Source organism: Kitasatospora sp. NPDC059812 (assembly GCF_042732075.1).
Lineage (GTDB): Bacteria > Actinomycetota > Actinomycetes > Streptomycetales > Streptomycetaceae > Kitasatospora.
Genome location: NZ_JBHWIO010000023.1, coordinates 32,025 through 58,639, shown reverse-complemented (window position 1 = coordinate 58,639; position 26,615 = coordinate 32,025). Strand labels below are relative to the sequence as shown.

Annotated in this window: 19 protein-coding genes; 15 read left to right on the top strand and 4 right to left on the bottom strand. The window is 73.4% G+C overall.

What is annotated here, in order from left to right; genetic code table 11:
- The first annotated feature begins 125 nt into the window (after positions 1-125).
- Positions 126-824, top strand: a complete 699-nt coding sequence (locus tag ACFV6D_RS14815; protein WP_380559924.1) for a class III extradiol dioxygenase subunit B-like domain-containing protein — start codon at positions 126-128, stop codon at positions 822-824.
- Between the two features lie 15 nt (positions 825-839).
- On the opposite strand, the gene ACFV6D_RS14810 is transcribed toward ACFV6D_RS14815, so the two are convergent.
- The gene (locus tag ACFV6D_RS14810; RefSeq protein ID WP_380559923.1) at positions 840-1,103 is read right to left on the bottom strand and encodes an antitoxin; all 264 of its coding nucleotides are present in this window, start codon (positions 1,101-1,103) and stop codon (positions 840-842) included.
- Between the two features lie 189 nt (positions 1,104-1,292).
- On the opposite strand from ACFV6D_RS14810, the gene miaA reads away from it, so the two are divergent.
- From miaA to hflX, 5 genes are all read left to right on the top strand, one after another.
- Entirely contained in the window at positions 1,293-2,258 is a 966-nt protein-coding gene (gene miaA / locus ACFV6D_RS14805; RefSeq protein WP_380559921.1) for a tRNA (adenosine(37)-N6)-dimethylallyltransferase MiaA, read from the top strand.
- A 226-nt stretch (positions 2,259-2,484) separates the two neighbouring features.
- A complete protein-coding gene (locus ACFV6D_RS14800) occupies positions 2,485-2,985 on the top strand; it encodes a hypothetical protein (RefSeq protein WP_063349335.1) in 501 nt (166 codons plus the stop codon).
- A gap of 97 nt (positions 2,986-3,082) precedes the next feature.
- Entirely contained in the window at positions 3,083-3,994 is a 912-nt protein-coding gene (gene dapF, locus ACFV6D_RS14795) for a diaminopimelate epimerase (RefSeq protein ID WP_380425680.1), read from the top strand.
- A gap of 197 nt (positions 3,995-4,191) precedes the next feature.
- Entirely contained in the window at positions 4,192-6,531 is a 2,340-nt protein-coding gene (locus ACFV6D_RS14790; RefSeq protein WP_380559920.1) for a RelA/SpoT family protein, read from the top strand.
- 104 nt (positions 6,532-6,635) lie between these two features.
- The gene (gene hflX / locus ACFV6D_RS14785) at positions 6,636-8,147 is read left to right on the top strand and encodes a GTPase HflX (protein ID WP_363374353.1); all 1,512 of its coding nucleotides are present in this window, start codon (positions 6,636-6,638) and stop codon (positions 8,145-8,147) included.
- A gap of 200 nt (positions 8,148-8,347) precedes the next feature.
- On the opposite strand, the gene ACFV6D_RS14780 is transcribed toward hflX, so the two are convergent.
- Positions 8,348-9,472: a serine protease gene (locus ACFV6D_RS14780; RefSeq protein ID WP_063349339.1), complete on the bottom strand. Its 1,125-nt coding sequence runs from the start codon at positions 9,470-9,472 to the stop codon at positions 8,348-8,350.
- Between the two features lie 67 nt (positions 9,473-9,539).
- Complete coding sequence (locus ACFV6D_RS14775; RefSeq protein WP_063349340.1) at positions 9,540-10,712, bottom strand: serine protease; 1,173 nt, start codon at positions 10,710-10,712, stop codon at positions 9,540-9,542.
- Between the two features lie 336 nt (positions 10,713-11,048).
- Here ACFV6D_RS14775 and ACFV6D_RS14770 point away from each other — a divergent pair, with 336 nt between their 5' ends.
- From ACFV6D_RS14770 to ACFV6D_RS14750, 5 genes are read left to right on the top strand one after another with little or no spacing between them, the layout of a single operon-like run.
- Positions 11,049-12,845, top strand: coding sequence for an IucA/IucC family protein (locus tag ACFV6D_RS14770; RefSeq protein WP_380559918.1), 1,797 nt, complete (start codon positions 11,049-11,051; stop codon positions 12,843-12,845).
- The gene (locus ACFV6D_RS14765; RefSeq protein ID WP_380425674.1) at positions 12,842-13,411 is read left to right on the top strand and encodes a GNAT family N-acetyltransferase; all 570 of its coding nucleotides are present in this window, start codon (positions 12,842-12,844) and stop codon (positions 13,409-13,411) included. The genes ACFV6D_RS14770 and ACFV6D_RS14765 overlap by 4 nt, the downstream gene beginning before the upstream one ends.
- A gap of 9 nt (positions 13,412-13,420) precedes the next feature.
- The gene (locus tag ACFV6D_RS14760) at positions 13,421-14,830 is read left to right on the top strand and encodes a lysine N(6)-hydroxylase/L-ornithine N(5)-oxygenase family protein (protein ID WP_380559917.1); all 1,410 of its coding nucleotides are present in this window, start codon (positions 13,421-13,423) and stop codon (positions 14,828-14,830) included.
- Complete coding sequence (locus tag ACFV6D_RS14755) at positions 14,808-16,631, top strand: IucA/IucC family protein (protein WP_380559915.1); 1,824 nt, start codon at positions 14,808-14,810, stop codon at positions 16,629-16,631. The genes ACFV6D_RS14760 and ACFV6D_RS14755 overlap by 23 nt, the downstream gene beginning before the upstream one ends.
- Before the next feature lie 12 nt (positions 16,632-16,643).
- The gene (locus tag ACFV6D_RS14750; RefSeq protein WP_380378872.1) at positions 16,644-18,815 is read left to right on the top strand and encodes an ATP-dependent DNA helicase; all 2,172 of its coding nucleotides are present in this window, start codon (positions 16,644-16,646) and stop codon (positions 18,813-18,815) included.
- A 133-nt stretch (positions 18,816-18,948) separates the two neighbouring features.
- Here the strand turns inward: ACFV6D_RS14750 and lexA are convergent, their stop codons facing one another.
- Positions 18,949-19,830 carry a transcriptional repressor LexA gene (lexA, locus tag ACFV6D_RS14745; RefSeq protein ID WP_380336391.1) on the bottom strand — a complete coding sequence of 294 codons (882 nt, stop codon included), beginning with the start codon at positions 19,828-19,830 and terminating at the stop codon, positions 18,949-18,951.
- A 356-nt stretch (positions 19,831-20,186) separates the two neighbouring features.
- Between lexA and nrdR the strand changes: the two genes are divergently transcribed.
- The 4 genes from nrdR (at position 20,187) to ACFV6D_RS14725 (ending at position 26,401) form a co-directional block, all read left to right on the top strand.
- Positions 20,187-20,684: a transcriptional regulator NrdR gene (gene nrdR, locus ACFV6D_RS14740; RefSeq protein ID WP_063349343.1), complete on the top strand. Its 498-nt coding sequence runs from the start codon at positions 20,187-20,189 to the stop codon at positions 20,682-20,684.
- 203 nt (positions 20,685-20,887) lie between these two features.
- Positions 20,888-23,770 carry a vitamin B12-dependent ribonucleotide reductase gene (locus ACFV6D_RS14735; protein WP_380425666.1) on the top strand — a complete coding sequence of 961 codons (2,883 nt, stop codon included), beginning with the start codon at positions 20,888-20,890 and terminating at the stop codon, positions 23,768-23,770.
- A 172-nt stretch (positions 23,771-23,942) separates the two neighbouring features.
- Entirely contained in the window at positions 23,943-24,707 is a 765-nt protein-coding gene (locus ACFV6D_RS14730; protein WP_380559913.1) for an SDR family oxidoreductase, read from the top strand.
- 290 nt (positions 24,708-24,997) lie between these two features.
- Entirely contained in the window at positions 24,998-26,401 is a 1,404-nt protein-coding gene (locus ACFV6D_RS14725; protein ID WP_380336381.1) for an ABC transporter substrate-binding protein, read from the top strand.
- Positions 26,402-26,615 lie beyond the last annotated feature (214 nt).

Sequence of the window (26,615 nt, the reverse complement as noted above, 5' to 3'; positions counted from 1 at the left end):
TCCGCCCCGGGGCCTTGTGCCCCCCGGGGGCCCCCCCCCCTAGGGGGCAGTCCCCCGCCCCGGCGGCCCGGTGGTCATGCCGGGCCGGGGGGGCCCCCCGTCGCCGTTTGGCTAGAGTGATCCGCATGCTGGTAGCCGCCGCCGTGTGCCCCTGTCCGCCGCTGCTCGTCCCGGAGGTCGCCGCCGGGGCGGCCGCCGAGTTGGACCCGCTGCGGGCCGCCTGCGACGAGGCCCTGGCGGCACTGGTCGCGGCCGGGCCGCAGCTGGTCGTGGTGGTCGGCGCCGGGCCGGAGGCCGAGGTGTGGACCGAGGGCGGGGCCGGCTCCTTCCACCGCTACGGGGTGCCGCTGGTCGCCAAGCTGCCCGGCGGCCGGGTCGAGGGGCCGGAGCTGGCACCGTCTCTGACGGTCGGCGCCTGGCTGCTGGAGCGCGCCGGGGTGACGCTGCCGACGCACGCCTGCGCGGTGCCCGCCGACGCGCCCGCCGACCGGATGTTCGGGCTCGGCCAGGGCCTGGCCCAGCTGGCCGACCGGGTCGGCCTGCTGGTGGTGGGCGACGGCAGCGCCTGCCGCTCGGTGAAGGCGCCCGGTTACCTGGACGAGCGCGCCGAGGGCTTCGACGCCGCCCTGGCCGCCGCCCTGGGCTCCGCCGACCTGCCCGCGCTCGCCGCCCTGGACGCCGGGCTGGCCGCCGAGCTCAAGGCCGAGGGCCGGGCGCCCTGGCAGGTGCTGGCCGGCGCCGCGGAGGGCGCCGGCCTCACCGCGCGGCTCGGCTACCAGGACGCCCCGTACGGGGTCGGCTACGTCGTGGCGTCCTGGAGCTGATCGAAGCGCGGGGCGTCAGGCCTGCGGCGCCTGGCCGTTGCCGCTGGCCGGCCCCTCCTCGCCCGGCTTCGGCTTGTGGGCGAAGTCGCCCACCGCGCCCTTGGCCTTGCTGGCGCCGTGCTCGATCTTCTCGCTGTACTTGCCCTTGGTCGCCTTGTCGATCGCGCCGCCGGCCTTGTCCACCGCGTGCTCGATCTGCTCGCTGTGCTTGCCGGCGAGCTCACTGGCCTTGCCCTTGAGCTCCTCGGCCTTGCCCTTGAGGTTGTCCATCAGACCCATGGCGATCTCACCCTTTCGTCCCTGTCTCCTGCCCAACGTCCGTCACCGCCGAACCGTTCGCAAACCGGCTCAACTGCGGAAACGGCTGGAGATGGCCGGAGACGGCCGGACACAGTCACATCGTCGCGCAGTCGGGGCCGACGGGCAGCCCGGTCACCGGTGCGGCGGCGGTTTTGCGAGACTGGAGCGGTGAGCAGCTCCCGTACCGACCAGTCCCGCGCCGCCCAGCCCCGAGTGGTCTGCATCGTCGGCGCGACCGCCGTCGGCAAGTCCGACCTGGCCGTCGCCATCGCCCGCAGCCTCGGCGGCGAGGTGATCAACACCGACTCGATGCAGCTGTACCGGGGCATGGACATCGGCACCGCCAAGCTCACCCCCGCCGAGCGCGACGGCGTGCCGCACCACCTGCTGGACGTCTGGGACGTCACCGAGGCCGCCAGCGTCGCCGAGTACCAGCGGCTGGCCCGGGCCGAGATCGACCGGCTGCTCGCGGTCGGGCGCACGCCCGTCCTGGTCGGCGGCTCCGGGCTGTACGTCCGGGCGGCGATCGACGAGATGGAGTTCCCCGGCACCGACCCGGCGGTCCGGGCCCGGCTGGAGGCCGAGCTGGAGGAGGCCGGCCCGCACGCGCTGCACCGGCGGCTGGCCGAGCTGGACCCGGCGGCCGCGGAGGCGATCCTGATCGGCAACGGGCGGCGGATCGTCCGCGCGCTGGAGGTCATCGAGATCACCGGGCAGCCGTTCACCGCGAACCTGCCCGGCAACACCGCCGTCTACGACGCGGTGCAGATCGGGGTCGCGCTGCCGCGCCCCGAACTGGACGAGCGGATCACGCTGCGGGTCGACCTGATGTGGCGGGCCGGACTGCTGGACGAGGTGCGCGCGCTGGAGCGGCTCGGGCTGCGGGAGGGGCGGACGGCCTCCCGGGCGCTCGGCTACCAGCAGGTGCTGGACCACTTCGCCGGCGAGTGCACCGAGGACGAGGCGCGGGCCGAGACCGTCCGGGCCACCAAGCGCTTCGCCCGCCGTCAGGAGTCCTGGTTCCGCCGCGACGGCCGGATCCACTGGCTGTCCCGGCCGGCCGGCACCGACCCCGTCGAGCTGCTGGAACGCTCCCTGGAGCTGATCGACCGTCAGGAGCGTCCGGCCGGGTAGGCGGGTTCCGGCCAATCCGGCGGTGCACCTGCGCGCGCAGGTGGCCGTGCAGGACGAACCGGCGGTCACGGCCCGATCACGTGATGGCCACGGATCACCCGTCGACGCCGGTCAGGCCCGGAACGCCCGTCTGGACATGCCATCATCGAAGGCGTAGGGGTCGGCCGCGCGGGCCGACCGTGCCCGACCGCGAGTCCGCTCGTGTCGAACTGTCAGGGGAGGCCGCGTGTCGACGGGTACCGGCCCCGAACCCGGCCAGAGCGGGAGTGTCACCGCACCGGCCGACGAGTCGACGAGGGGTGACCTCCCCGTGCTGACCGGCCTGGAGGCACCCACCTCCTACGCGGTCGCACTGCCGGCCCTGGACAACCGCACCCCGGCGGGCGCGGTGCACGAGCGGGAGATCCGACCGCTGCGCCGGCTCCGCTGGTGGCAGACCCTGCCGATCGCCCTGCTGGGCATCCTCGGCTCGCTGATGTTCGCCTTCCCGCTCGCCTTCGGCTCGGCCGGGGCGCGCGCCACCATGGTCGGCATGCTCGGGCTGCTGCTCACCGCCGCCTCGGTCGGCTGGGGCGCGATGGCCGCCCGGCACGCCGGGTACAAGTGGCCGGGCCTGCCGCGCCGCGGCTCCGGGCAGCGGGCCGGCTGGAAGGCGATCGCGCTGTACACCCTGATCGCGCTGGTGGCCTGTGCGCTGGCCGTCTGGCGGGTCGCCTACCTGCGCTGATCTGTCGGCCGCCCCTGCCGGCCCCTCGGCTGCCCGCGCCGATCCACCGGTCGGACCGCCCGGGTGGCCGGTGCGCCCGTTCAGTACCATCGGGAGGGTGAGCGCATCCTCCCCGCAGCCGGTCGGCGTCCCCTTCTTCAAGGGGCACGGCACCCAGAACGACTTCGTCATCGTCCCGGACCCGGACGGCGTGCTGGAGATCGGCCCCGCGGCCGTCGCCGCGCTGTGCGACCGGCGGGCCGGCATCGGCGGGGACGGGCTGCTGCGTGTGGTGCGCTCCGCCGCCGAGCCGGCCGCCGCGGACCAGGCCGACCGGGCCGAGTGGTTCATGGACTACCGCAACTCCGACGGCAGCATCGCCGAGATGTGCGGCAACGGCGTGCGGGTCTTCGCCCGGTACCTGGTCGAGGCCGGCCTGGCCGAGCCCGGTGAGTTCGCGGTCGCCACCCGCGCCGGGGTGCGGACGGTGCGGGTCGCCGAGGACGCCGGGGACGGGACGCCCGGCGAGGTCACCGTCGACATGGGCCGGGCCCGGCTGCCCGGGCCGGACGGCGTCGAGGTCACGGTCGGCGCGCGGCGCTGGCCCGCGCTGAACGTCAACATGGGCAACCCGCACGCGGTGGCCTTCGTGGACAGCCTCGACCACGCCGGGGACCTGCTGTCCGCGCCGCTGACCAGCCCCGAAGGGGCCTACCCGGAGGGCGTGAACGTCGAGTTCGTGGTGGACCGCGGGCCGCGGCACGTCGCCATGCGGGTGTACGAGCGCGGCTCCGGCGAGACCCGCTCCTGCGGGACCGGCACCTGCGCCGTCGCGGTGGCCGCCATCCGCCGGGACGGCGTCGACCCGGCGGTCACCGGCGAGCCGGCCACCTACACCGTGGACGTGCCGGGCGGCCGACTGGTCATCACCGAGCACCCGGACGGCCGGATCGAGAAGACCGGCCCGGCGGTCATCGTGGCCGCCGGTGAGATCGACGCCCGCTGGTGGGCCGAACTGGGGCGTGTCTGACACGTCTGAGGCGCGGCTCGGGCAGCTGACGGCCCGGTTTGCCCATTTCGCGTGCCGGTGAATCCGCCCGTTCGAGTGACGCGTGTCGCGGACGGGAAGCAAGGCATCGCGGAACGTGCTCTGCTCGGTAGCATGGACCACCGGGAAGGCGCCCCTCGGCGGGGTGGCGGCCGGTGATCGCTGCCGGAGGTGCGCCGATGACCATCGAAGCCGGGCAGTCCCTGACGGGGCAGCCGACGTCCGCACGGCAAGCCGGGGCCAGGCGGCCCCTGGGGGAGCTCGGCCGGGCCGCGCTCGGCCGGGCTGGGCGGGCCGCCCTGCTGGCCACCGGCCGGCCGCCCGTCCCGGACGCCCTCGAACCGCTCGTCCGAGTCCACCGCGAACACCATCCGCAGGCCGACCTCGGCCTGCTCGCCCGGGCCTACCGGCTCGCCGAGGCCAGCCACCGGGGCCAGAAGCGCAAGAGCGGCGGGCCGTACATCACCCACCCGCTCGCCGTCACCATGATCCTGGCCCAACTCGGCGCCGGGACAACCACCTTGGTCGCCTCGCTGCTCCACGACACCGTCGAGGACACCGAATTGACGCTCGACCAGGTGAGCGCCGGCTTCGGGCCCGAAGTCGCCTACCTGGTCGACGGGGTGACGAAACTGGAGAAGGTCGACTTCGGCGCCGCCGCCGAGGCCGAGACCTTCCGCAAGATGCTGGTCGCCACCGGCGACGACGTCCGGGTGATGGTGATCAAGCTCGCCGACCGGCTGCACAACATGCGCACCATCCGGCACATGAAGCCGGCCAGCCAGGTGCGGATCGCCAAGGTCACCCGGGACGTGCTGATCCCGCTGGCCGAACGGCTCGGCATCCAGGTGCTCAAGGCGGAGCTGGAGGACATCGTCTTCGCCACCCTGCACCCCGAGGAGCACGCCCGCACCCGGGCCCTGATGGCCGGTCACGAGGGCGAGCCGGACACCCAGCTGGCCCCCTTCGCCCGGCTGCTGGCCCGCCAGCTGTCCGAGACCGGGGTGGTTGCCGAGGTCACCGTCCGGCCCCGGCACTGCGTGTCGCTGCACCGGGTGCTGCTCAAGCGGGCCGCCGCGCCCGGCCCGGACGGGCGGCCGCAGCGGCCGCAGCCCGCCGACTTCGGGCGGCTGCTGGTGGTGGTCGAGGAGAACGCCGACTGCTACGCCGTGCTCGGCGAGCTGCACACCTGCTGGACGCCGCTGCCCGGCGAGTTCAAGGACTTCGTCGCCGCCCCCAAGTTCAACCTCTACCAGTCGCTGCACACCGCGGTGGCGCTCAGCGGCGGCACGGTCGTCGAGGTGCTGGTGCGCACCCGGCGGATGCACGAGGTCGCCGAGACCGGGGTGGTCGCGCTCGGCGACCCGGAGCCGGCCGGCGCCGTCCAGGACGCCGACGAACTCGACCGCACCGACCCGGCCCGGCCCGGCTGGCTCAGCCGGCTGCTGGAGTGGCAGCAGGAGACGCCCGACCCGGACGCCTTCTGGTCCGCGCTCACCGCCGACCTGGCCGGCGACCGCGAGATCACCGTCGTGACGGAGAGCGGCGAAACGCTTCAGCTGAGGGCCGGCGCCACCTGCGTGGACGCCGCCTACCTGCTCGGCGAGGAGACCGGCCACCGGTGCATCGGGGCCCGGGTCAACGGCCGGCTCACCGCGCTCTCCACCGTCCTGCAGGACGGCGACCTGCTCGCCGTGCTCACCGAGGCCGTGCCCACCGGGACCGTGCTCACCGAGGACGGGCCGCGCCCCGCCGAACCCTCCGGGCCCGCGCCCGAGTGGCTCGCGCACGCCCGGACGCCGGCCGCCCGGCTGGCCATCGAACGCTGGCTCGCCGACCACCCGGCCCGGCTCCCGCCGGTGCGCACCGGCCCCTCCAGCGGCCAGCCCGCCCCGCCCGCGCACCGCACCACCGAGCGCCGGCCGACCCCGGTCGCGGTGGCCGGCCGGCCCGGGGCGCCCGTCCGGCTGGCCCGCTGCTGCACGCCCGTGCCGCCGGACGAGGTGGCCGGCTACCCGATCCGCGGCGGAGCCGTCGCCGTGCACCGCACCGGCTGCCCGGCCGGGGAGCGGATGCGCGCGGCCGGGCGCGCCGAGCTGGAGGTCCGCTGGCGGCCGGAGGGCACCCCGGCGGCCGGCCACCGGGCCACCCTGCGGGCCGAGGCGCTCAACCGGCCCCGGCTGCTCGCCGACCTCACGGCGGCCATCTCCGCCGAGGACGTCGGCATCGTCTCGGCCGAGGTCGAACCGCCGCAGGAGCTGCGGGTCCGGCACACCTACACCGTCGAACTGCCCGAGCCGGCCGCGCTGCCCGCGCTGATGCGGGCCATGCTCAAGGTCTCCGGGGTGTACGACGTCAGCCGGCCGCAGGCCCCGGACACCGGCGGGGCCCGCCACCCCGGGGAAAATGGGGATGACCGGTCCGCACCGGGCGTGGGACCATCATGGGGAATTCACGGCCGGTCCACGGCGTTCTCAGGGCACAGGAGCCCCGACGGCACCCGAGGACCTGAGGGGTAGCTCACCTCGCCCGGCGGTAACCGGGGCGGCAGCTGGGCAGACTCCGGGTGGGACCGCACACGGCGGTCCCCACAGGCCATCCGCACCAGCGACCAAAGGACAGAATGACCTCCACGTCCGACACCCGCGACCACGCCGACGCCCCGCGCCGCCTGAACGGTCTGCGGGCGGAAGCCCTCATGGACGAGGACCTCGCGGCCATCGACGAGGACCGCGGCCACGGCCACCACCACTACGACGGCGACCAGTACGACCGCAGCGAGCGTGCCGCCCTGCGCCGCGTCGCCGGCCTCTCCACCGAACTCGAAGACGTCACCGAGGTCGAGTACCGCCAGCTCCGCCTGGAGCGCGTGGTGCTCGTCGGCGTCTGGACGGACGGCACCCTGGAGGAGGCGGAGAACTCGATGGCCGAGCTCGCCGCCCTCGCCGAGACGGCCGGCTCCCAGGTGCTGGACGGCGTCATCCAGCGCCGCGACAAGCCCGACGCGGCCACCTACATCGGCTCCGGCAAGGCGAAGGAACTGCGCGACATCGTCGCGGCCACCGGCGCCGACACCGTGGTCTGCGACGGTGAGCTCACCCCCGGCCAGCTGATCCACCTGGAGGACGTGGTCAAGGTCAAGGTCGTCGACCGGACGGCCCTGATCCTGGACATCTTCGCCCAGCACGCCAAGTCCCGGGAGGGCAAGGCGCAGGTCTCGCTCGCGCAGATGCAGTACATGCTGCCGCGCCTGCGCGGCTGGGGTCAGTCGCTGTCCCGGCAGATGGGTGGTGGCGGCGCCGGCTCGTCCGGCGGCGGCATGGCCACCCGTGGTCCCGGTGAGACCAAGATCGAGACCGACCGGCGCCGGATCCGCGAGAAGATGGCGAAGCTGCGCCGCGAGATCGCCGAGATGAAGAAGGGCCGCGACACCAAGCGCCAGGAGCGCAAGCGCCACCAGGTGCCGTCGGTGGCCATCGCCGGGTACACCAACGCCGGCAAGTCGTCCCTGCTCAACCGGCTCACCGGGGCGGGCGTCCTGGTGGAGAACTCCCTGTTCGCCACCCTGGACCCGACCGTGCGCCGGGCCCAGACCCCGAGCGGGCGGCTCTACACCCTGGCCGACACCGTCGGCTTCGTCCGGCACCTGCCGCACCACCTGGTCGAGGCCTTCCGCTCGACCATGGAGGAGGTCGCCGACGCGGACCTCATCCTGCACGTGGTCGACGGCTCGCACCCCGAGCCGGAGACGCAGCTGGCCGCCGTCCGCGAGGTCATCGTCTCGGTCGACGCGCAGAACGTGCCGGAGATCGTGGTGATCAACAAGGCGGACGCCGCCGACCCGCACGTGCTGCAGCGACTGCTGCGCCGCGAGCCGCACGCCATCGTGGTGTCGGCCCGCAGCGGGGAGGGCATCGAGGAGCTGCTGAAGCTCATCGACGACGAGCTGCCGCGCCCGGCGATCGAGGTGCGGGCCCTGGTGCCCTACACCCAGGGCGGGCTGGTCTCCCGGGTGCACGCCGAGGGCGAGCTGCTCGGCACCGAGCACACCGGCGAGGGCACGCTGCTGCACGCCAAGGTGCCGGCCGAGCTGGCCGCCGAGCTGGAGCGCTACGCGGTGGCGCTGCAGGTCTGAGGCGTCGGGCCGACGAAGGGCCCCCGGACGTGACCGTGATGCCGCTGGGCATCGCGCGAGCGTCCGGGGGCCCTTCGCGTGCCCGTCCGGGGTGCCGGGGCGTCCGTTCCGGGGTCCGCCCGGGGGCTCGTCCGGGCGTGTGGGCGTGTGGGCGTGTGGGCGTGCGGGCCTGCGGGCGTGCGGCCGTGTGGGCGTGCGGGCTACTTCACGTTCTTGGCGAAGTAGTCGAAGGCCTGCTTCGCCTGGTCCTGCAGCGAGGGGCCGGCCAGGTACCCGGGCGGGTTGCGGCTGCCGATCGCGGTGACGCTGATCAGGTTGGGCTTGCCGTCCTTGGTGATGAACCAGCCGCCGCCGCTGGAGCCGCCGGTCACGGTGCAGCCGGTGACGTACATCGGCGGGCGGCTCCGGTCGGGGGAGAGCCTGGCCGGCGGGACCGGGGGCTCGCAGCGGGAGAGCTCCAGGCCGTCGAACGGCCGATCGGTCGGGTAGCCGTAGGCCGCCGCCGAGCCGATCTGCTCGCGCGGGGCGTTGAACCAGACCGGGACCGAGCCGCCGACCGCCTCCTCCAGCGACGCGCCGGAGCCGCCCTCGCCGCGCACCCGGATGATCCCGTAGTCGTACTGGTGGTGGGCGCCGACGCCGCCCTCCCCGAGCCAGGTCGGCGACACCAGCGCGCGCACCGCCGCCCACCGGCCGTACGGGGCGGCCTGCTGCTCGGTGAGCGGTTTGCCGCGGGCCGCCTGGCCGTCCCGGTTGAAACCGGGCACGAAGGTGATGTTCCGCAGCCAGCCGCCGCCCTTGCCGTCGTGCAGGCAGTGCGCGGCGGTGTAGACGAGGTTGCTGCGGCCCGGGTTGGCCGGGTCGGAGACCACCGTCGCGGAGCAGGCCGCGTCGCCCTGGGGCGTGGTGACGAAGAGCCGTCCGACCACGGCGGTGGCCGGGCCGTACGGGTGCGGCTGCGGCGTGGCCGCGACGGCTGCGGGTGGGGCGTCCGGCCGGCCGTCGTCCGGTGCGGCGGTGAGCGGGTACTCCGGGGTGGCCCGCCCCTTGGCGGCGGCCATCCGGGTGGTCGACCAGAAGCCCGGGGCCACCTCGTTGGCGAAGCCGCTGCCGGAGACGAACCGGGCCCAGTCCTCCACCTTCCAGCCCGTCAGGTCGCCCAGGCTGGTGGGGGCCGATGTGGGGAGGGCGGGCGGCGGCGCGGCCGCCGTGGCGCCGGAGTCGTCCGGCCCGCAGGCGGTCGCGGCGAGCGCGAGCACGGCGAGCACCGCGGCGCCGGTCGGTCCGGATCGGCGCCGCGGTCCGCGGCCGGTGTGCTTCGGCATGCTGCATCGTCCCCCGGGGGCGGCCTCCGCCGCCCGTACGGCTTGGTCCGGTCCGACCGGAAAGGGCCTACGGCTTCTTGGAGATCCAGTCCAGCGCCTGCTTGGCGACCGTCTCCAGGTACGGGCCGCTCAGCGAGGTGTGGTCCTCGGTGCCGATGGACGTGTTGCTGACCAGGGCGGTCTTCCCGTCCGGCATGGTGGCGAACCAGCCGCCGCCGCTGGAGCCCTGGGTCATGTTGCAGCCGATGGTGAGCATCGACGGGCGCTTGGCGTCGAACGACAGCCGGGTCGGCTTGCCGCCGTCGCACTTGTACAGCTCCTGGCCGTCGAACGGCTTGTAGAGCGGGTAGCCGACCGCCGCGACGGACATCTTGTCGCGCGGGGCGTCGAACCAGACCGGGACGGCCGAACCGACCGTCTCCTCCAGCGACTTGCCGGAGTCGTTCTGGTTGTGTACCCGCATGACGGCGAAGTCGTACTGGTTCGCGGCGTCACCGGTGCCGCCGCCCTCGACCATCCACTGCGGCGAGGTGGTGACCAGGTCGGCCCACCAGGTGCCCAGCGGGGCCAGTTCGGACAGCGGGGCCTTCTTGCCGCCGCTGGAGGCGCCCGAGTTGTTGTAGGCGGGCACGAAGACCAGGTCCTTGAAGAAGTCGCCGCCCTTGCCCGCGTGCACGCAGTGGCCGGCCGTCCAGACCAGATTGCTCTTGCCCGGGTGCTGCGGGTCGGTGATCACCGTCGCCGAGCAGTTGCCCCGGCCGCCCTGGGCGCTGAAGAACACCTTCCCGGACGGCTGCTTGGTGTACGGGCGGGGCACCGGCACGGCCTTGACCACCGGCGGGTCCGGGTCCGTCACGCCGTTGTCGGCGGCCGGCTTGGCGGTGGGCGGGGCCGGATCGGCGGGCTTGGAGTCGCCCATCTTGTCCGGGTTCCAGAAGTCCTTCACCACCGGGTTGTTGAAGACGTGCTTGGACGCCCACGAGTCCCAGTCCTCGAACTTCCACTTCTTCAGGTCGTCCCAGGACTTCGGCAGGCCCTCCAGCAGGCTGGTCGGGATGCCCGACGGGAGGGTGATCCCGCCGATCACGCCGCCCCCCGGGGCGGCGGTGCTGGACGCGGGCGGCGGCGCGGCGCTGCCGCCCCCGTCGCCCGCCGGACCGTCCGGCCCGCAGGCGCTCGCCGCGAGCAGCGTCCCCGTGACGAGGGCGACGGCCATGGCTGACCGGTGGATCGATGGCATGTGTGCGCTTCCCCCTGTGCTCGATCGGGCTGTCGTGCGGCGACTCGCCGCTGTGGAGTCTTCCACCGGTCACCAGGACGGCGGCGGCCGCCCCCCGGGTTGCGGCCCTGACCGGAGGTCACCGATCCGTGACGTGGCCACGATCGGCCCGGCGACCCAGCAGGGCCCCGCGCGCCGGACGCGGACAATCCCCGATCTTCACCCGGACGAGTGAGCCGACCTTGTGATCACCCGTCAGGGATAGGTAACCCTTACCTGACGCGACGGTGCGAGCGCCCGCCGATCCTCTCCACCACCCGCGCGCGTCCGCACCCCCACGCGCCCCAAGGAGCAGCCTTGAGCACCGCCCTCACCGGAGCCCCGCCCGCCCCGCTGCTGCACGCGGACCGGCCGGCCGAGCCCGATCCGCTGCTGCACCCGGACCCCGCCGTCGCCGCCGAACAGGCCGCCCTGGAAGCCCTGCTGCGCTGCTGGACGCGCGAGACCGGCGCCCGCCCCGGCCCCGACGGCCGGCTGCGGATCGCCGTCCTCGGCGGCGCCGCCCGGCTCTCCGCCCCCGTCCGCTACTGGTCGCCCGGCGGCTGGCACCGGTTCGGCCCCGCCGTCCTCTCCGCCGGGGAGGGCACCGCCGACGCCCCCGTGGACGCCGTCACCACCGCCGCGCTGCTCGCCGCCGCGGCCGCCGACCGCCCCGACCCCGGGCAGGTCGCCGACCTCGCCGCCCGGGTCGCCGACTCGGTCGTCCGCACCGCCGACATCCTCGCCCACCGCCGCACCACCGCCCCCGCCGGCGGCCCCGAACGCTCGCACTTCCTCGCCGCCGAACAGTCCCTGCTGCTCGGCCACCCGCTGCACCCCACCCCGAAGAGCCGCGACGGCCTCGGCCCGGCCCAGAGCGCCGCCTACTCGCCCGAACTGCACGGCTCCTTCCAACTCCACTGGTACGCGGTCCACCGCGACCTGCTCGCCGCCGGCTCCGCCCTCACCGACAGCGCCGACCGGATCACCGCGGACCTGCTCGGCGACCACGCCGCCCTGCCGCCCGGCACCGCCGCCCTGCCGCTGCACCCCTGGCAGGCCCGCGAACTCGCCCACCGCCCGGCCGTCGCCGCCCTGCTCGCCGACGGGCTGCTGCACGACCTCGGCCCGGCCGGCGAACCCTGGTACCCCACCTCCTCGGTGCGCACCGTCTACCGCCCCGGCACCCCCTGGATGCTCAAGCTCTCGCTCGGCCTGCGGATCACCAACTCCCGCCGGGAGAACCTGCGCAAGGAACTCCACCGCGGCCTGGAGGTGCACCGGCTGCTGGAGAGCGGCCTGGCCGCCGAATGGCACCGCGCCCACCCCGGCTTCGACATCGTCCGCGACCCGGCCTGGATCGGCGTCGACCACCCCGCCCTCGGCGACCCGGGCGGCCTGGACACCGTGCTGCGCGCCCAGCCCTTCGCCCCCGCCGACCGCGCGCTGTGCGTTGCCGGGCTGGTCGCCGAACAGCCGCTCGGCACCGGCGACACCGTGCCGTCCCGGCTCGGCGACACCCTGCGGGCGCTCGCCGTCCGCTGCGGCCGCCCGCTGCGGACCGTCGCCGCCGAATGGTTCCTGCGCTACCTGGACGCCGTCGTGCTGCCCGTCCTCTGGCTGGACGGCACGGCCGGCATCGCCCTGGAGGCGCACCAGCAGAACAGCCTCGTCCTGCTCGACGCCGACGGCTGGCCCAGCGGCGGCCGCTACCGAGACAACCAGGGCTACTACTACCGGGAGAGCGCCGCCGACCGGCTCACCGCGCGGCTGCCCGGGCTCGGCGAGCACAGCGACACCTTCCTGCCCGACGAGGTGATCGACCACCACTTCGCCTACTACCTCGGCATCAACCACGTCCTCGGCCTGGTCGGCGCCTTCGGCAGCCAGGGGCTCGCCGACGAGACCGTGCTGCTGGCCGGGCTGCGCCGCTTCCTGGCCGGCCCGCGGGCCGCCGCCACCGGCTCGGCGCTGCCCGGGCTGCTGCTCGACGCGCCCACCCTGCCCTGCAAGGCCAACCTGCTCACCCGGATCAACGGCCTGGACGAACTGGTCGGCCCGGTCGCCTCCCAGTCCGTCTACGTGGACATCCCCAACCCGCTGGCGGGCGCATGAGCCTGCTCGACGACCCGGCGGGATGGGGCGCGATCCCCACCCCGGCCGGCGAGTTCCGGCTCAGCCCGGTCCGACTGCCCACCGACCTGGACCTGCTCGCCGGGTGGATGAACGACCCCGAGATCGCCGCGTTCTGGCGGCTCGCCGGGCCGCCCGACGCCACCGAACGGCACCTCCGGGCCCAACTCGACGGCGACGGCCGCAGCGTGCCCTGCCTCGGCCTGCTCGACGGCGCCGCGACGAGCTACTGGGAGGTCTACCGCGCCGACCTCGACCCGCTCGCCCGGCACTACCCGGCCCGGCCGCACGACACCGGCGTCCACCTCCTGATCGGCCCCGCCGAGAGCCGCGGCCGGGGCCTCGGCGCCGTCCTGCTGGCCGCCCTCGCCGAGCGGATCCTGCGGCGACGGCCCCGCTGCGAACGGGTCGTCGCCGAGCCGGACGTCCGCAACCGGCGCTCCGTCCGGGCCTTCGAACGGGCCGGATTCCGGCTGGACACCGAACTCGACCTGCCCGACAAGCGCGCCGCCCTGATGGTCCGTGCCCGCGTCCCCTTCGTCGCCTAGGACACCCCCGTGGACACCCCAGCACCCCAGCCGCCGTACGACCTGCTCGGCGTCGGCATCGGCCCCTTCAACCTCTCGCTCGCCGCGCTCGCCGCGCCCGTCCCCGGCCTGCGCACGCTCTTCTGCGACCAGCGCCCGGAGTTCCGCTGGCACCCCGGCATGCTGGTGGACGGGGCCCGGATGCAGGTGCCGTTCCTCGCCGACCTGGTCTCCCTCGTCGACCCGACCAACCCCTGGTCCTTCCTCAACTACCTGCGCGACCAGGACCGGCTCTTCCCGTTCTACTTCGCCGAGCGCTTCCAACTGCCCCGCCGCGAGTACGACCACTACTGCCGGTGGGCCGCCGAACGGCTCGCCAACTGCCGCTTCGGCACCGAGGTCACCGCGCTGCACTGGGAAGCCCCGCACTTCCGGGCCGAGCTGACCGACACCGCGACCGGGCGGCGGACCGAGGTGCACGCCCGCAACCTCGCCCTCGGCGTCGGCACCCGGCCCGTCCTGCCCGAGGCCTTCACCGCCCTCGACGGCCACCCGCGCGCCTTCCACTCCGCCGACTACCTGGACCGCCGCGGCGACCTCGCCGGCGCCCGGGACATCACCGTGGTCGGCAGCGGGCAGTCCGGCGCCGAGGTCTTCCTCGACCTGCTCCGGCGCCACGACGGCGACGGCGTCCGGCTGCGCTGGCTCACCCGGACCAGGGCGCTCGCGCCGATGGAGTACTCCAAGCTCGGCCTGGAGCACTTCACCCCCGACTACACCCGCTACTTCCACAGCCTGCCCGAACCCGTCCGGGACGCGCTGGTCGCCGCCCAGTGGCAACTGCACAAGGCCGCCAGCGCCGAAACCCTCGCCGAGATCCACGACCACCTCTACGAACGCACCATCGGCCGCCCGATCGACACCGCCCCGGTCGACATCACCCCCGGCACCGCCGTCACCGAAGCCCGCCCCGGCCCCTGCGGCGGCCTCGAACTGCACTGCCGGCACGGCGACTCCGGCGTCGAACACGTCCTGCGCACCGACGCCGTGGTGCTCGCCACCGGCTACCGGGCCGCCCGCCCGGCCGCGCTCGAACCGCTCGCCCGGCTGATCGACTGGGACGGGGACGGGCGCTACCGGGTCGACCTCGACCACCGGGTCGCCACCCGGCCCGAACTCACCGGCGGCCTCTACGTCCAGAACGCCGAACTGCACACCCACGGCGTCGGCGCCCCCGACCTGGGGCTCGGCGCCCACCGGGCCGCCGTCATCCTCAACGCCGTCACCGGCCGGACCGTCCACCGGCTGCCCGCCCGCACCGCCTGGACCGGCTTCGCGCCGCCCCGGACCGCCCCCGCCGCCGAGGGCGCCCCCACCGAGAGCACCCCCGCCATCCCCCGTCCCCAGGAGCTGACCCGTGCCGCAACCGTCGGCCGCTGAACCGCCGTTGTACCTGCCCCCGCACCTGACCGCCGGGCACTGGCGGCGGGCCGGGCGCGCCCTGCTGGCCAAGATGCTCGGCGAGTTCGCCTACGAGGAACTGCTCACCCCCGTCCGCGCCGCCTCCGACGGCGAGTACCTGCTCTGGCTGCCCGAGGCCGAGTACCGCTTCACCGCCCGCCGCGGCGCGTACGGAAGCTGGCGGGTCGACCCGGAGTCGGTCCGCTGCTCCGACCCGGACGGCCTCGACCCGCTGCGCTTCCTCCCGCACGCCCGGCACGCCCTCGGCCTGCGAGGCGAGACCACCGGCCACCTGATCCGCGAACTCACCGCCACCCTGACCGCCGACGCGCACCAGCTCGCCACCGCGCTCACCGCCGCCGAACTCGCCGACCTCGACCACCCCGCCCTGGAGGGCCGCCAGGACGGCCACCCCTGGATCGTCCCCAACAAGGGCCGGATCGGCTTCTCCGCCACCGATGCCGCCCGCTGGGCCCCGGAGGCCCGCACCCCGCGCCCGCTGCCCTGGATCGCCGTCCACCGCCGGCTCGCCGAGTACCGCGGCGTGCCCGGCCTGGAGCGGCCCGAGCAGCTGTACGCCCGCGAACTCGACGACCCGGACGCGCTGCGCGCCGCCCTCGGCCCGGCCGCCGCCGACTACCTGCTGCTGCCCGTCCACCCCTGGCAGTGGGACGAGACGATCGTCCCGCTGTTCGCGCCCTGGATCGCCTCCGGCGAGATCGTCCCGCTGCCCTCCGACGGCGACCCACGGCTGCCCCAGCAGTCCATCCGCTCCTTCTTCAACACCGCCCACCCCGAGCGCTGCACCGTCAAACTGCCGCTGTCCGTCCTCAACACCCTGGTCTGGCGCGGCCTGCCCACCGAACGCACCCTCGCCGCGCCCGCCGTCACCGCCTGGATCCACGGCCTGCGCGACGCCGACCCCTACCTGCGCGACGAGTGCCGGGTGATCCTGCTCGGCGAGATCGCCTCCGTCACCGTCGACCACCCGCTCTACCGCGAGCTGCCCGAGGCGCCCTACCAGTACAAGGAACTCCTCGGCGCGATCTGGCGCGAACCGCTCGGCCCCTTCCTGGCCGGCGGCGAACGCGCCCGCACCCTGGCCGCCCTGCTGCAGACCGGCTCCGACGGCCGGGCGCTCGCCGCCGAACTGATCGCCCGCTCCGGGCTCACCCCCGCCGCCTGGACCGGCCGGCTGTTCAGCGCGGTGCTGCCGCCGCTGCTGCACTTCCTCTACCGGTACGGGCTGGTCTTCTCCCCGCACGGCGAGAACGCCATCGTCGTCTTCGACGAGCACGACGCGCCGACCCGGCTCGCGGTCAAGGACTTCGTCGACGACGTCAACCTCAGCGACCAGGACCTGCCCGAACTACGCGACCTGCCCGCCGAGGTCGACGACGTCCTGCTGCGGGACGGCCCGCAGGGGCTCTGCCAGTTCCTCCACTCCGGGCTGTTCATCGGCGTCCTGCGCTACCTCGCCCCGCTGCTGGAGGCGCAGACCGGGCTGCCCGAGGCCGAGTTCTGGGCCCTGCTGCGGGCCGAGATCCGCCGCTACCAGGACCGCTTCCCCGGCCTGGGCGAGCGCTTCGAGCTGTTCGACCTGTTCCGGCCGCGGATCGACCGGCTCTGCCTCAACCGCAACCGGCTGCTGCTCGACGGCTACCAGGACCGCCCGCATCGCCCGCACGCCGCCCGGTACGGGACCGTCCCCAACGCCCTGGTGACCCTGGAGGCGGATCTTCCCGGGCGACGGAGCCGGATTGTCACCCCAGCCCCGTAGGCTGGGAGGGTCATGACGAACGACTCCGAAACCCAGCTCCCCGGCGAGACCGAGCTCCCTGGCGAGGACGGCGGCGCCGCCGCCGACGTCGAGGAAGCCGTCGCCGTTCCGCGCTCCCGCATCCCCGACCTGCTGCACGCCGCGGTGGCGGCCGTCGGCGGCGTCGAGCGCCCCGGTCAGCTCCGGATGGCCGAGGCCGTCGCCGACGCCGTCGACAACGCCGAGCACCTGCTCGTCCAGGCCGGCACCGGCACCGGGAAGTCCCTCGCCTACCTGGTGCCCGCGCTCGCCCACGGGGACCGTGTGGTGGTCGCCACCGCCACCCTGGCGCTGCAACGCCAGCTCGTCGAACGGGACTTGCCGCGCACGGTCGAGGCGCTGCACCCGGTGCTGCGCCGCCGCCCGCTGTTCGCGATGCTCAAGGGCCGCTCCAACTACCTGTGCCTGCACCGGGCCAACGAGGGAACCCCGAGCGACGAGGGCGAGGGCCTGTTCGACGCGGCCGAGGCGCTCGGCGGGCCCGCCAGCAAGCTCGGGCAGGACGTGCTGCGGCTGCGCGAGTGGGCCGACGAGAGCGACACCGGGGACCGGGACGACCTCAGCCCCGGCGTCTCCGACAAGGCCTGGGCCCAGCTGGCGGTCACCTCCAAGGAGTGCCTGGGCGCCACCCGCTGCGCGTACGGGCAGGAGTGCTTCGCCGAGAAGGCCCGGGAGCGGGCCAAACTGGCCGACGTCGTGGTCACCAACCACGCGATGCTCGCGATCGACGCGATCGAGGGCGCGCCGGTGCTGCCCGAGCACGGGCTGCTGATCGTCGACGAGGCGCACGAACTGGTCAACCGGGTCACCGGCGCGGCCACCGCCGAGCTGACCGTCGGCGCGGTCAACCGGGCGGTCAAGCGCGCCGCCCGGCTCGCCAACGAGAAGGCCGTGGACGCCTTGCAGGCCGCCGCCGAGAACTACCACGGCCTGATGGAGACCGCCCAGCCCGGCCGGGTCGAGGAACTGCCCGAGTACCTGGCGTACGCGGTCACCTCGATCCGGGACGCCGCCCGCCAGGTGATCAGCTCGCTCGGCGAGACCCGCGACAAGGGGCTCAGCGACGAGGACGCGGTCCGCAAGCAGGCGATGGCCTCCGCCGAGTCGCTGCACGAGACCGCCGAGCGGCTGCTGGAGGACTCCGAGTACGACGTGGTCTGGATCGAGCGCAGCGACCGCTTCGGCATGGGCACGGGCTCGCTGCGGGTCGCGCCGCTCAGCGTCTCCGGGCTGCTGCGCGAGGGCCTCTACAAGGAGCGCTCGGTGGTGCTCACCTCGGCCACCCTCAAGCTCGGCGGGGACTTCAACGGCGTCGCCGCCTCCGTCGGCCTGCCCTCGGACTCCCGGCTGCCGGACCAGCGCACCCCCGGGGACAATCCTTCGGCCGGGTCCGGGTCCGGGTCCGGGTCCGGGTCCGGTTCCGGCTTCGGCGAGGACGCGGTGCCGCACTGGCGCGGCATCGACGTCGGCTCGCCGTTCAAGTACCCCAAGCAGGGCATCCTGTACGTCGCCCGGCACCTCGCCGATCCCGGCCGAGATCCCGAACGGCCCGACATGCTGGACGAGTTGGCGGAGCTGATCGGCGCGGCCGGCGGGCGCACGCTGGGCCTGTTCTCCTCGATGCGCGGCGCCCAGACGGCCGCCGAGGCGCTGCGGGAGCGGCTGGACAACCGGATCCTGCTCCAGGGGGAGGACACCCTGGGCGAGTTGATCCGGGAGTTCGCCTCGGACGCGTCCACCTGCCTGTTCGGCACGCTCTCGCTCTGGCAGGGCGTGGACGTACCCGGCTCGGCCTGCCAGCTGGTCGTGATGGACCGCATCCCGTTCCCCCGGCCGGACGACCCGCTGATGAGCGCCCGCCAGAAGGACGTCGAACAGCGCGGCGGGAACGGCTTCATGGCCGTCGCGGCGACGCACGCGGCGCTGCTGATGGCGCAGGGCGCCGGCCGGCTGGTGCGCGCGGCCGAGGACCGGGGCGTGGTCGCGGTGCTCGACCCGCGGGTGGAGACCAAGCGGTACGGGAGCTTCTTCCGCTCCTCGATGCCGGAGTTCTGGTACACCACGGACCGCAACCAGGTGCGCCGCTCGCTGGCGGCGATCGACGCCTCGGCGCCGCCGGTCAAGCCGGTGGTGAAGCGGGGCTGAGCGGTGCGGTGATCCGGGGCTCCGTCCAGCCCCCCCTGGGGGCCGAGGCGGGGTCCGGACGCCCCCGGAGACGCCGGAGGGGCTCCCCGCGATCACGCGGTGGAGCCCCTTCCCGCTGGGTGCGCGCGAGGCGTCAGAGGCGGCGCAGGACCGCGACGACCTTGCCCAGGATGGTCGCGTTGTCGCCGTTGATCGGCTCGTACGCCGGGTTGTGCGGCATCAGCCAGATCCGGCCGTCCTCGCGCTTGAGCCGCTTGACCGTGGCCTCGCCGTCGATCATCGCGGCCACGATGTCGCCGTTCTCGGCGACCGGCTGGCGGCGCACGGTGACCCAGTCGCCGTCGCAGATGGCCGCCTCGATCATCGAGTCGCCGCGCACGGTGAGCGCGAACAGCTCGCCCTCGCCGACCAGCTGGCGGGGCAGCGGGAAGACGTCCTCGACCGTCTGCTCGGCCAGGATCGGGCCGCCGGCGGCGATCCGGCCGACCAGCGGCACGTACGAGGTGGACGGCCGGCCGGCCGTCTCGGCGGTGTTCGGGCGGGCCACCTCGACGCCGCGGACCTCGTAGGCGCGCGGGCGGTGCGGGTCGCGGCGCAGGAAGCCCTTGCGTTCCAGTGCCATCAGCTGGTGGGCGACCGAGGAGGTGCTGGACAGGCCGACGGCCTGGCCGATCTCGCGCATGGACGGCGGGTAGCCGCGGCGCTGGACGGAGTCCCGGATGACCTCGATCACGCGGCGCTGGCGTTCGGTGAGACCGGCCTCGTCGGTGCGGATGCCGGGGGGGCGGCCGGGCAGCGCGCGGGTGGGCGCCTGGTGGGCGTCGTCGATCGCTGGGGAGTGTTCGATCGGCTGGTCGGGAACGCGGCCCGTGCTGGAAAGGGCCGGGCCGGAGAGGCGCTGGTCTTCGCTACGGTCCATGCTGATGTCCACGCTCTGCTGATTCGTGGTGCGCTGCCCCACCTTGAACTGGGAGTGTTCCTGCACCGGGATGGTGTTGCTTTCGATGGTGTTCACGGCGGCCCCTCTCGACGGCTGTCCTCTCCCCTTTTCCAGCCCAACGCCCCTCCTATCGAAAGGTTGCGCCAAACACACGTTCGAGTGAATTATTCGAGAGTTGGCTGACTCGATCAAGGCTTTGCTGTACATCGAGACTGTGCATCGAGTAAATGTTCGATCGGATCTCGACTTCGGCAGTCTAATCGGTGCCGACACGCCAGGGGTGTCGCTTCCCCCGGAGACCTACATCTAGTGGTTACAGTCCTCTCCGTGCCCAGTACTAGTGGTTACGGCGCATGATCAGCTTGCCGAGGCCGGGGTCGCATCGCATAGACTCAACAGGTCCGCACGTCCTGCCAGGGAGGGATCCTCAGGTGCACTGCCCCTTCTGCCGGCATTCCGACAGCCGTGTTGTCGACAGCCGGACCAATGAGGACGGCAGCTCGATCCGCCGTCGTCGGCAGTGCCCGGACTGCGGCCGCCGCTTCACCACCGTGGAGACGGCCGCACTGATGGTCATCAAGCGCAGCGGGGTCACCGAGCCCTTCTCCCGGGAGAAGGTCATCACCGGCGTCCGCAAGGCCTGTCAGGGCCGCCCGGTCACCGAGGACGCCCTCGCCCAGCTCGGCCAGCGGGTCGAGGAGTGCGTGCGCGCCACCGGCAACGCCGAGCTGACCACCCACGACGTCGGGCTGGCCATACTCGGCCCGCTCAAGGAGCTCGACGTGGTCGCCTTCCTGCGCTTCGCCAGCGTGTACCAGGCGTACGACGGACTGGAAGACTTCGAGGCCGCCATCGCGGAACTCCGCGCCGAGCGGCCCGTCCCCGAGGCGGACGGCACCTGCGTGCCCGTCGCCGCCGCCGCGCCCTAGGAGGCGCCGGCACCCGGCCCCCTGGCGGGCCTTGCTGCACCACGGGTCCCACGGGGCCCACGCATGCCCGGAAAAAGGGCACAGAACACAACAAACCGTGCGCAAGCAGGCGAGGTCTCGGCCTGCCCGCACACCGGAAGAACGAACCAGCGGTGCCCGGACTTTTCAGGGCACTTCGGGCGTTTGCCCAGGAGGAGGAAGAAGTGACAGACACCACGAGCGGTTCCGCACGCGGGTCGAAGTCCGACAAGACCACGGCCAAGGGCGGCGGCAAGGCCCCCAAGGGCGGTCTGCCGATCGGGCGCATCTACACCACTCCTGGCGTGCACCCGTACGACGAGGTCCGCTGGGAGCGCCGCGACGTCGTCATGACCAACTGGCGCGACGGGTCCATCAACTTCGAGCAGCGCGGCGTCGAGTTCCCCGACTTCTGGTCGGTCAACGCCGTCAACATCGTCACGTCCAAGTACTTCCGCGGCGCCGTCGGCACTCCCCAGCGCGAGTGGAGCCTCAAGCAGATCATCGACCGCGTGGTGCTCACCTACCGCGCCGCCGGCGAGAAGCACGGCTACTTCGCCACCAAGGACGACGCCGAGATCTTCGAGCACGAGCTGACGCACGCCCTCCTCCACCAGGTGTTCAGCTTCAACTCGCCGGTCTGGTTCAACGTCGGCACCAAGCAGCCCCAGCAGGTCAGCGCCTGCTTCATCCTGTCCGTCGACGACTCCATGGAGTCGATCCTCGACTGGTACAAGGAAGAGGGCATGATCTTCAAGGGCGGCTCCGGCGCCGGCCTCAACCTCTCCCGCATCCGCTCCTCGAAGGAACTGCTGTCCTCCGGCGGCAACGCCTCCGGCCCGGTTTCCTTCATGCGCGGCGCCGACGCCTCCGCCGGCACCATCAAGTCCGGTGGCGCCACCCGCCGCGCGGCCAAGATGGTCGTGCTCGACGTCGACCACCCCGACGTCGAGGCCTTCATCGAGACCAAGGTGAAGGAGGAGGAGAAGATCCGCGCCCTGCGCGACGCCGGCTTCGACATGGACCTCGGCGGCGACGACATCACCTCCGTCCAGTACCAGAACGCCAACAACTCCGTCCGCGTCTCCGACGAATTCATGACCGCCGTCGAGAACGGCACCGAATTCGGCCTGCGCGCCCGGATGACCGGCGAGGTCATCGAGACCGTCGACGCCAAGAAGCTGTTCCGCAAGATGGCCGAGGCCGCCTGGGCCTGCGCCGACCCCGGAATCCAGTACGACTCCACCATCAACCACTGGCACACCTGCCCGGAGTCCGGCCGCATCAACGCGTCCAACCCCTGCTCCGAGTACATGCACCTGGACAACTCCAGCTGCAACCTCGCCTCGCTGAACCTGATGAAGTTCCTGCGCGACGACGACTCGTTCGACGCGGACACCTTCGCCAAGGTCGTCGAGCTGGTCATCACCGCGATGGACATCTCCATCTGCTTCGCCGACTTCCCCACCGAGAAGATCGGCGAGACCACCCGCGCCTACCGCCAGCTCGGCATCGGCTACGCCAACCTCGGCGCCCTGCTGATGGCCACCGGCCACGCCTACGACAGCGAGGGCGGCCGCGCCCTGGCCGGCGCCATCACCTCGCTGATGACCGGCACCGCCTACCGCCGCGGCGCCGAACTCGCCGGCGTCGTCGGCCCGTACGACGGCTACGCCCGCAACGCCGCCCCGCACCAGCTGGTCATGAAGCAGCACGCGGACGCCTCGCTCGCCGCCGTCTCGCTCGACGAGCTGGACGCCCCGGTCTGGGCCGTGGCCAACGACACCTGGCAGGACGTCCTGCGGATCGGCGCGCAGAACGGTTTCCGCAACGCCCAGGCCTCGGTGCTCGCCCCCACCGGCACCATCGGCCTGATGATGGACTGCGACACCACCGGCGTCGAGCCGGACCTGGCACTCGTCAAGTTCAAGAAGCTCGTCGGCGGCGGCTCGATGCAGATCGTCAACGGCACCGTCCCGCGCGCCCTCAAGCGCCTCGGCTACCAGGACGAGCAGATCGAGGCGGTCGTCGCCCACATCGCCGAGCACGGCAACGTGGTGGACGCCCCGGGCCTCAAGGCCGAGCACTACGAGGTCTTCGACTGCGCGATGGGCGAGCGGGTCATCTCGGCCATGGGCCACGTCCGGATGATGGCCGCGATCCAGCCCTGGATCTCCGGCGCGATCTCCAAGACCGTGAACATGCCGGCCTCCGCGACCATCGAGGACATCGAGGAGATCTACTTCGAGGCGTGGAAGATGGGCGTCAAGGCGCTCGCCATCTACCGCGAAAACTCGAAGGTCGGCCAGCCGCTCTCGGCGAAGAAGAAGGACTCCGAGGCCAAGGCCGAGGAGGCTCCGGCCGCCGCGGTCCAGAAGGTCGTCGAGTACCGCCCGGTCCGCAAGCGCCTGCCCAAGGGCCGCCCGGGCATCACCACCTCCTTCACGGTCGGTGGCGCCGAGGGCTACATGACCGCCAACTCCTACCCGGACGACGGCCTCGGCGAGGTCTTCCTCAAGATGTCCAAGCAGGGTTCGACCCTCGCGGGCATGATGGACGCCTTCTCCATCGCCGTCTCGGTCGGCCTGCAGTACGGCGTGCCGCTGGAGACCTACGTCTCGAAGTTCACCAACATGCGCTTCGAGCCGGCCGGCCTGACCGACGACCCGGACGTGCGGATGGCACAGTCGATCGTCGACTACATCTTCCGCCGCCTGGCGCTCGACTTCCTGCCGTTCGAGACCCGCTCGGCGCTCGGCATCCACTCCGTCGAGGAGCGCCAGCGCCACCTGGACACGGGCTCCTACGAGCCGCTGGAGTCCGAGGAGCTCGACACCGAGTCGCTCGCCCAGTCGGCCCCGGTGGTCGCCACCCCGGCCCCCGCCGTCGAGGCGCCCAAGGCCCCCAAGGCCTCCCCGGCGCAGGCTCACAACTCCACGGAGCTGATGGAGATCCAGCTCGGCCTCAACGCCGACGCCCCGCTCTGCTTCTCCTGCGGCACCAAGATGCGCCGCGCCGGCAGCTGCTACCTCTGCGAGGGCTGCGGCTCCACCAGCGGCTGCAGCTGACCGCCGGTACTGACCCCGCGCGGGTGAGCCACCGCTGAGGCGGGGCGAGGACTTCACGTCCTCGCCCCGCCTCTTCTCGTTGTCCGGGCACTTCGCGGACGCCGATGTCACGGATGGGGGCGGTGGGCGGTCGGTAGGGGTGACGGTGTTCGGCGGGAGGAGTGGTGTGGTGATGGGGATGGTGCTGGTGACCGGGGCGACGGGGGTCCTGGGGCGGGAGGTGGTGCGGCTGCTGGTCGCGCGCGGGGTGGCGGTGCGGGGGTTGAGCCGGCGGGTGCGGAGCGGGGGCGCGGGGGTCGAGTGGGTGGTCGGGGACCTCGTGACCGGGGAGGGGATCGCCGGGGCGGTGGCGGGGGTCGAGGTGGTGGTGGACTGCGCGACCACGGTGGGGCGCAAGGACGTGGCCGCGGTCCGGACGCTGGTGGCGGAGGCCGGGAGGGCGGGGGTACGGCACCTGCTGTACGTGTCGATCGTCGGGGTCGACCGGGTGCCGATCCCGTACTACCGGGCGAAGCTCGCCTGTGAGCGGGTGGTGCGGGAGTCGGGGCTGGGGTGGACGGTGCTGCGGGCGACGCAGTTCCATGACCTGTTGCTGAGGATCTTCGACGTGTCGGCGCGGTTGCCGGTGTTCCCGGTGCTTGGCGGGGCGAGCGTCCAGCCGGTGGACGTGCGGGAGGTGGCCGCGCGGGTGGCGGAGCTGGTGGGGGAGGGGCCGGCCGGGTACGCGCCGGAGGTGGGCGGGCCGCGGGTGCGGCCGTACCGGGAGCTGGCCGAGGCGTACCTGCGGGCGTCGGGTCGGCGGCGGGTGCTGCTGCCGGTGCGGGTGCCGGGGGCCTCGGGGCGGGCGCTGCGGGCGGGCGGGAACCTCGCGCCGGAGCGGGCGGTGGGCCGGGGGACCTTCGAGGAGGTGTTGGCGGAGCGGTTCGGCGACCGCTGATGTCAACCAGGGTTGCACCGGGCGTACTGACGGTCGGTCAAGAGGCGTGGCCCCGTCCGGGTTTCCGGGCGGGGGCCGTCGTATCTGTCGCGCGGAGGCGAAGGCGGGGGCCGCGGTCGGGGTGTCGGCGGATGAAGGTCGACGTGGACCTTGGCGGCGGCTGGCGGCTGCGTTAACGTCATCGGATCGGTTCGTCCGTCGCCCTTCGCGATCTCTGCACGCCCGTCTCCGGTACAGCGCGATGTCGTTCAGCCCACCGTCGGCAGCATGCCCTGGCGAGGAGGACCGCATTGACCCTCAACCCGACCGCGCCGTCCGAGAGTTCCGGCTATCGCGGTTCCGGCCGCCGCTTGGCCGCCGTACCCGCCCTGCTTGCGGCGCTGGCCCTGACCGCGGCCTGCTCCAACAGCTCCGGCGGTTCGGGTGGCGGTGGTGACGCGGCGGCCCCGTCGCTGTCCGGTGACTGCGCCAAGTACCAGCCGTACGCCGGGCATTCGGGCACCACGGTGACGATGTTCGCCTCGATCCTCAGCCCGGAGTCGGACAATCTGGAGAAGTCCTGGGCCGAGTTCGCCAAGTGCACCGGCATCAAGATCAGTTACGAGGGCTCGAACGACTTCGAGTCCCAGCTGCCGGTCCGGGTGGCCGGCGGCAACGCCCCGGACTTCGCGATCATCCCGCAGCCGGGCCTGCTGGCGCAGATGGTGAAGAGCGGCAAGGTGGTCAAGCCGCCCGCCCAGACGGTCACCAACGAGGACCGGTGGAGTCCGATCTGGAAGACCTACGGCTCGGTCAACGGCACCTTCTACGCGGCGCCGATGAGCGCCAACATGAAGTCGCTGGTCTGGTACTCGCCGAAGGCCTTCAAGGCGGGCGGCTACGAGGTGCCGAAGACCTGGGCGGACCTGATGGCGCTCAGCGACCGGATCGCCAAGTCCGGTGGTGCCAAGCCCTGGTGTGGTGGCATCGCCTCGGGCACGGCCACCGGCTGGCCGGCCACCGACTGGCTGGAGGAGGTGGTGCTCGGCACGTACGGCGGTGACGTGTACGACCAGTGGGTCGGCCACCAGGTGAAGTTCTCCGACGAGAAGATCACCACCGCGATGAAGACCGTCGCCGGCTGGATGCAGAATCCGGCCTGGGTCAACGGCGGTTACGGCGACGTCAAGTCGATCGCCACCACCACCTTCCAGGACGCGGGCGCGCCGGTCCTCACCGGCAAGTGCGCCATGCTCCAGCAGGCGTCGTTCTACGAGGCGCAGTGGCCCAAGGACACCAAGGTCGGCCCGGACGGCGACGTGTTCGCCTTCCACCTGCCCGCGGTGAACCCGGCGATCCCCAACCCGGTCGAGGGCGGCGGCGAGTTCCTGGCCGCCTTCTCCGGCCGGCCCGAGGTGCAGGCGGTGCAGAACTACCTGTCCAGCTCGGACTGGGCGAGCAGCCGGGTGAAGACCGCGACGGGCTGGGTCTCGGCCAACCAGGGCGTGGACAAGAGCCTGTACACCGACCCGATCGACCGGCTGTCGGCGGACGCGCTGACCGACCCGGCGGCGACCTTCCGCTTCGACGGCTCCGACCTGATGCCGGCCGCCATCGGTGCCGGGCAGGAGTGGAAGTCGCTGACCGCCTGGTTCGCCGAGGGGCAGTCGATCCAGAAGACCGCCGCCGACATCGACGCCGCCTGGCCGCAGTAGCCGTACGGCCGCAGCGGGTGCCTGGCTGTAGTGGGCGCTTGGCCGCAGTGGGCAGGCGCCCGCAGTAGGCGCCTGGCCGTAGTGGGCGCCGGGCCGGACTCGGGCCGGGCCCGGCCGGGCGCCGTTCAGGACCACCTGTCGAGGGGGGGGGGGGGGGCCCCCCCCCCCCCCCCCCCCCCCCCCCCCCCCCCCCCCCGGGCCCCCCCCGCCGCGA